5 protein-coding genes are annotated in these 6,073 nt (G+C 64.6%); 1 reads left to right on the top strand and 4 read right to left on the bottom strand.

Annotation, left to right across the window (positions count from 1 at the left end; all coding sequences use genetic code 11):
- Positions 1–271 precede the first annotated feature (271 nt).
- Entirely contained in the window at positions 272–2,413 is a 2,142-nt protein-coding gene (gene scpA / locus XINFAN_RS17325) for a methylmalonyl-CoA mutase (RefSeq protein ID WP_124088125.1), read from the bottom strand.
- Here scpA and XINFAN_RS17320 point away from each other — a divergent pair.
- Positions 2,382–2,966 carry a DUF4174 domain-containing protein gene (locus XINFAN_RS17320; RefSeq protein ID WP_233352305.1) on the top strand — a complete coding sequence of 195 codons (585 nt, stop codon included), beginning with the start codon at positions 2,382–2,384 and terminating at the stop codon, positions 2,964–2,966. The two genes, scpA and XINFAN_RS17320, sit on opposite strands and share 32 nt — an antisense overlap.
- Before the next feature lie 168 nt (positions 2,967–3,134).
- Here the strand turns inward: XINFAN_RS17320 and XINFAN_RS17315 are convergent, their stop codons facing one another.
- The 3 genes from XINFAN_RS17315 to XINFAN_RS17305 all read right to left on the bottom strand — a co-directional run bounded on the left by XINFAN_RS17315 (position 3,135) and on the right by XINFAN_RS17305 (position 6,048).
- The gene (locus XINFAN_RS17315) at positions 3,135–5,138 is read right to left on the bottom strand and encodes an acetyl-CoA carboxylase biotin carboxylase subunit (RefSeq protein WP_124088124.1); all 2,004 of its coding nucleotides are present in this window, start codon (positions 5,136–5,138) and stop codon (positions 3,135–3,137) included.
- Between the two features lie 120 nt (positions 5,139–5,258).
- Positions 5,259–5,486 carry a YMGG-like glycine zipper-containing protein gene (locus tag XINFAN_RS17310; RefSeq protein WP_124088123.1) on the bottom strand — a complete coding sequence of 76 codons (228 nt, stop codon included), beginning with the start codon at positions 5,484–5,486 and terminating at the stop codon, positions 5,259–5,261.
- A gap of 163 nt (positions 5,487–5,649) precedes the next feature.
- The gene (locus XINFAN_RS17305; RefSeq protein ID WP_124088122.1) at positions 5,650–6,048 is read right to left on the bottom strand and encodes a hypothetical protein; all 399 of its coding nucleotides are present in this window, start codon (positions 6,046–6,048) and stop codon (positions 5,650–5,652) included.
- Positions 6,049–6,073 lie beyond the last annotated feature (25 nt).

The raw sequence follows: 6,073 nt of genomic DNA, 5'->3' as shown, positions 1-6,073 counted from the left end.
GCACATGGCTCGTCTCCCTCTCCATAACGCTCTGGCGCAATCAGCATCGTAAACCTACCCAATAAACTAGCAAGAAATATTTTTGCATGTGGGGAATATGCCTGTTCCGGGGGCGAAACCGCCCCGGCGCGCGGCCCGGAACCGGCCGAAAACCGCAGGGAAAACAGCACTTCCGCCGCCTGCCCCGCAAAAGAAAAGCATGGCCCGAGGGCCATGCTTCAGGGGTTCGTTTTCCCGCTGCCCCCTCCCGCTGCCCCCTGGGGGGCGGGCCTCAGCGCCGGGTCGCGCGGATCAGGTCGAGAATCTCTTTCGCGGCCTCGGGGATGTTGGTGCCCGGTCCGAAGATCGCCTTCACCCCGGCGGATTTCAGGAACTCGTAATCCTGCTGCGGAATCACCCCGCCGCAGATCACCAGAATGTCGCCCGCGCCCGCCGCACGCAGGGCCTCGATCAGTTTCGGCGCAAGCGTCTTGTGGCCCGCCGCCTGGCTGGAGATGCCGACGATATGCACGTCGTTGTCGACCGCATCCTGGGCAGCCTCTTCCGGGGTCTGGAACAGCGGCCCCACATCGACGTCGAAGCCGATATCGGCGAAAGCGGTGGCGATCACCTTGGCGCCGCGGTCGTGACCGTCCTGGCCCATCTTGACCACCAGCATCCGGGGCCGGCGCCCCTCTTCGCCGGCGAAAGCCTCGACATCCTTCTGGATCGCCTCGAATCCCGCATCGCCCTCATAGGCTGCGCCATAGACACCTGCCAAAGTCTTAACCTCCGCCCTGTGGCGCCCGAAGGTGCCTTCCATCGCCAAAGAGATCTCGCCCAGGCTGGCCCGGGCGCGCGCGCATTCAACCGCCGCCTCCAGCAGATTGCCGCCCTCGACGGTGCGGCGGCCCAGTTCCAGCAGCGCCGCGTCGCATTTCGCCTGATCGCGGGTGGCGCGCATCTGTTCTAGCCGCGCGATCTGGGAATCGCGCACCTTCATGTTGTCGATATCGAGGATGTCGATCGGATCCTCTTTGTCCTTGCGGTATTTGTTGACGCCGACGATCACCTCTTCGCCGCGGTCGATCATGGCCTGACGCCGCGCGGCGCTTTCCTCGATCCTGAGCTTGGGCATCCCCGAGGCCACCGCCTTTGTCATGCCGCCCATGGCTTCGACCTCTTCGATCAGCTCCCAGGCTTTTTCGGCCAGCTGCGCGGTCAGGCTTTCCACGTAATAGCTGCCCGCCAGCGGGTCGATCACATGGGTGATGCCGGTTTCCTCCTGCAAGATCAGCTGGGTGTTCCTGGCGATCCGGGCCGAGAACTCGGTCGGCAGCGCGATGGCCTCGTCCAGCGCATTGGTGTGGAGCGACTGCGTGCCGCCAAGCGCCGCCGACATCGCCTCATAGGCGGTGCGGATGACGTTGTTGTAGGGATCCTGCTCCTGCAAGGACACGCCCGAGGTCTGGCAATGGGTGCGCAGCATCAGGCTCGACTGCTTTTTCGGCTCGAATTCCTGCATGATGCGGGTCCAGAGCATCCGCGCCGCGCGCAGCTTCGCGACCTCCATGAAGAAATTCATCCCGATGGCGAAGAAGAACGACAGCCTTCCGGCGAAATCGTCGACATTCATCCCCGCCGCCAGCGCGGCGCGGACATATTCGCGCCCGTCGGCCAGCGTATAGGCCAGTTCCTGGACGAGGTTCGCCCCCGCCTCCTGCATGTGATAGCCCGAGATCGAGATCGAATTGAACTTCGGCATCTCTTTCGAGGTGTATTCGATGATATCCGCGATGATCCGCATCGAGGGTTCGGGCGGATAGATATAGGTGTTGCGGACCATGAACTCCTTGAGAATGTCGTTCTGGATGGTCCCCGACAGCACGGCGCGCGAATGGCCCTGCTCCTCGCCCGCCACGATGAAACTGGCGAGGATCGGGATCACCGCGCCGTTCATCGTCATCGAGACCGAGACCTTGTCGAGCGGGATTCCGTCGAACAGGATCTTCATATCCTCGACCGAATCGATGGCGACGCCCGCCTTGCCCACATCCCCCACAACACGCGGATGGTCGCTGTCATAGCCGCGGTGGGTGGCCAGGTCGAAAGCGACCGAGACGCCCTGCTGCCCGGCGGCGAGATTGCGTCGGTAGAAGGCATTGCTCTCTTCGGCCGTCGAGAAACCGGCATATTGCCGGATCGTCCAGGGCCGGCCGGCATACATGGTCGCGCGCGGGCCGCGGGTGAAGGGCGCGATCCCCGGCAGCTCGCCCATCTGCGGCAGATCCTGAAGATCCGCCGGGGTATAGAGCGGCTTGACCTCGATCCCCTCCAGCGTCTGCCAGTTCAGGCTGGACGGGTCCCGGCCTTTCAGTTCTTTCGCAGCCAGGGCCTGCCATGTGGTCAGATCGGGGGCCTTCGGATCGTTCATCTCTCTCTCCACTCGCGAGCCGCACCGCGGGGCGCGCATCTCGCCGCTTGGGGTTTCGCGCGCCCTGCCCTATATCCGGGGCATGGATCACACGCTCGACCGCCGTTCCTTCGTTTGTCTCACCGCCTGCGCGGTGCTTTTTTCATCCCTTTCCCGGGCCGGGGAGGCGGAAGAACCGCCCGCCGCTTTCGGCCCGGTGCCGGCGTCGGAGATCACCGAGGCCGACGAGCTTTTCCTCCGCCGTCCGGTCATCGTCTTCGCCGACAGCCCGAACGATCCGAATTTCATCCGGCAGATGGAGATTCTGCCGACGCTTTACGCCCAGCTTGCGCTGCGCGACGTGGTGCTGATCACCGACACCGATCCGGCAAACCCCTCGGAGATCCGCAAGAAACTGCGGCCGCGGGGCTTTTCGCTGGTCATGATGGACAAGGACTGGCGCTCGCCGATCCGCCGCCCCAGCCCCCGCGCCGCGCGCGAGATCATCAACACGATCGACAAGATGCCGATCGCCCGCACCGAGGCGCTGGAAAAGAATCCGGCGGGACGCTGAGGGCAAGCCGGAGTTTTGGAAAACTCCGGCCCGGAGCCTTCAAAGGCTCCGGCACGATTTCTTTGAAGAAATCGTTGCCCCGCACCACCCGCGCACAAATTCGTTCGCACGAATTTGCAAATTTCTTCCAAGAAATTTGCGCCGTGGCGGCCGCGTCCCTGCCGCATCTCATTCAAACTCCATGATCACGTCGTCGACCCGCAGGCTGGCGCCCGGGGCGGCGGCGATCTTCTTCACCACGCCCTTCCTTTCAGCCTTGAGGATGTTCTCCATCTTCATCGCCTCGACCGTGGCAAGCGCCTGGCCTTCCTGCACCTCCTGGCCTTCCTCGACCTGGATCTTCACCACGAGGCCCGGCATCGGGCACAAGAGGTATTTCGAGGTGTCGGGCGGCAGTTTCTCGGGCATCAGCCGGGCCAGTTCCGCCGCGCGCGGGGTGCGGACATGGGTCTTCAGATCGGCGCCGCGCAGCCGCAGGCGGAAGCCCATCGGGATCTTGTCGACCTTCATCACCAGGGGCTCGCCATCGACCGACAGCCGCGCCAGCGACTGGCCCGGCTCCCAGTCCGAGGTGACGCGGTGGCGGCTCCCGTCGGCGAAGACCACCGTCGAGCCCTCGCGGTCGGCCTCGATCTTCAGCGCGAAGTCGCGGCCGCCGAGGCTGACAACCCAGTCATCGCCGACCCGGCGCTGGTGGTTGTCCATCGTGCCGGAAATCCGCGTCCGGCGGATCTCGGCCACCCGGTTCATCGCTGCGGCCGAGGCCGCGGCGCGCTTCAGAAGCGCCTCGTCCAGCGCGGCGCCCTGGAAGCCCTCGGGATATTCCTCGGCGATGAAGGCGGTCGTCATCTCGCCCGCGACGAATTTCGGATGGTCCATCACCGCGGCGACAAAAGGCAGGTTGTGGCCGATCCCCTCCACCTCGAACGTGTCGAGCGCGAGGCGCATCTCCTCGATCGCCTCGCCCCGGGTGGGCGCCCAGGTGCAGAGCTTGGCGATCATCGGGTCGTAATACATCGAGATCTCGCCGCCCTCATAGACGCCGGTGTCGTTCCTGACGATGCCGCCGCGCGACGTTGCCCCCTCGACCGGCGGACGGTAGCGGGTCAGCCGCCCGATGGAAGGCAGGAAGTTACGATAGGGGTCTTCGGCATAAAGGCGGCTTTCCATCGCCCAGCCGTTGATCTTCAGATCGCCCTGCGCGAAGGGCAGCGGCTCGCCCGCGGCGACGCGGATCATCTGCTCCACGAGGTCGATGCCGGTGATCAGTTCGGTCACCGGATGTTCCACCTGCAAGCGGGTGTTCATTTCAAGGAAATAGAAGTTGCGGCTGCCGTCGACGATGAATTCGACCGTCCCCGCCGAAGTGTAGCCGACCGCCTTTGCCAAAGCGCAGGCCTGTTCGCCCATCGCCTTGCGCGTGGCCTCGTCGAGGAACGGCGAGGGCGCCTCTTCGATCACCTTCTGGTTCCGGCGCTGAATCGAGCATTCGCGCTCATGCAGATAGACGCAATTGCCGTGCTTGTCGGCCAGCACCTGGATTTCGATGTGGCGCGGCTGCGTCACGAATTTCTCGATGAAAATGCGGTCGTCGCCGAAGCTGTTCGCGGCCTCGTTCTTCGAGCTCTCGAACCCTTCGCGCGCCTCGGCGGCGTTCCAGGCGATCCGCATCCCCTTGCCGCCGCCGCCCGCAGAGGCCTTGATCATCACCGGATAGCCGATCTGATCCGAGATCGTCACCGCCTCCTCGGCATCGGCGATCAGGCCCATATAGCCGGGAACCGTCGAGACCCCGGCCTCCTGCGCCAGTTTCTTCGAGGTGATCTTGTCGCCCATCGCCTCGATCGCGGGCGACGGCGGGCCGATGAAGACGACGCCTTCCTTTTCCAGCGCCGCGGCGAAATCCATCCGCTCCGAGAGGAAGCCGTAGCCCGGATGCACCGCCTCGGCGCCGGTCTTGCGGATCGCCTCCATGATCCGGTCGATCACGATATAGGACTGGTTCGCCGGGGGCGGGCCGATATGCACCGCCTCATCCGCCATGCGGACATGCAGCGCGTTGCGGTCGGCATCGGAATAGACCGCCACCGTCTGGATGCCCATCTTGCGGGCCGTCTTGATGACGCGGCAGGCGATCTCGCCCCGGTTGGCGATCAGGATCTTCTTGAACATGGCTCTCCCTCGGCTCCGGCCGGATCAGCAGGCCGGAAAAACAAAAAGGGTCTTCCGGTCCTGACGACCGGAAGACCCCGTTTCAGATGAAAACCGGCCCCCGCGGGGGCGGCGGTCAGATCAGTGGCAGTTGTTGGTGACCATGCACGAGCCGCCACCGGCGACGGCGCCGATGAGCGCGCCCTTGGTCTTGGAGCCGCCGGTCGCATCGGCGATGACGGCACCGGCGGCCGCGCCGCCGACGGTGCGGATCGCCGCGCTGTCCATGGGCGAACTGCCATAGCCGTTGTTGACGCAGCCGGCCAGGGCCAGAGCGAGAATCGGGAAGAGCAGGATGGTTTTGCGCATTTTGAACTGCCTCGTTTGGTTATGATTGAGGCAGATTCTAGTCCATTCCCGCAAACAGAGAAAGAGTCTCCTGCCGCGATCACGACAAAGCGATCCGCACAGGCGCGGATTACCGCCGATCCGCCCGGTCGCTGCGGAGGCCGGTTGCGGGGAAGGAATGCGCTCACGCCTCGTCCTCCTCTCCGTCTTCGTCGAAGAAGAACTCTTCCGCATCCGGTGCGAAGACCGAGGGAAACGCGGCTTCGGCGCGTTTGAGGTCGATGCGCAGCAGAGCGTCATAGGAACAGGGATCGAACGGATCCTCGGCCGGCACCACCTCGCGCCCGAACAGCCAGGACAGGCGCCCGGCATCGAGATTGCCGCGCTCGAACGGCTCTTCGCCGAACTGCCGCCAGAGCGCGGCCATGAAAGCCTCATCCGCGCGGCGGTCGGGCGCCTTGCGGTCCCTGAACCGCTCACGGCGGATGATCTTCGTGGCGCCCTCTTTGAGATTGGCGCGGCGGATGGTGAACTGGAAATCGGTGCCCGGCAATCTTCCGGGAAAGCCTCGGTGCTTCAGCATGGCGCGGTTCCTTTTGTACTGGAAC

The sequence above is a fragment of the Pseudogemmobacter humi genome, assembly GCF_900609055.1.
Lineage (GTDB): Bacteria > Pseudomonadota > Alphaproteobacteria > Rhodobacterales > Rhodobacteraceae > Pseudogemmobacter > Pseudogemmobacter humi.
This window is presented reverse-complemented; position numbering and strand designations above follow the sequence as displayed.

Excerpts from the sequence above, each read along its gene's own strand:
- XINFAN_RS17315 (WP_124088124.1), bottom strand. The coding sequence starts at position 5,138 with ATGTTCAAGAAGATCCTGATCGCCAACCGGGGCGAGATCGCCTGCCGC.
- scpA (WP_124088125.1), bottom strand. The coding sequence starts at position 2,413 with ATGAACGATCCGAAGGCCCCCGATCTGACCACATGGCAGGCCCTGGCT.
- XINFAN_RS17310 (WP_124088123.1), bottom strand. The coding sequence starts at position 5,486 with ATGCGCAAAACCATCCTGCTCTTCCCGATTCTCGCTCTGGCCCTGGCC.
- XINFAN_RS17305 (WP_124088122.1), bottom strand. The coding sequence starts at position 6,048 with ATGCTGAAGCACCGAGGCTTTCCCGGAAGATTGCCGGGCACCGATTTC.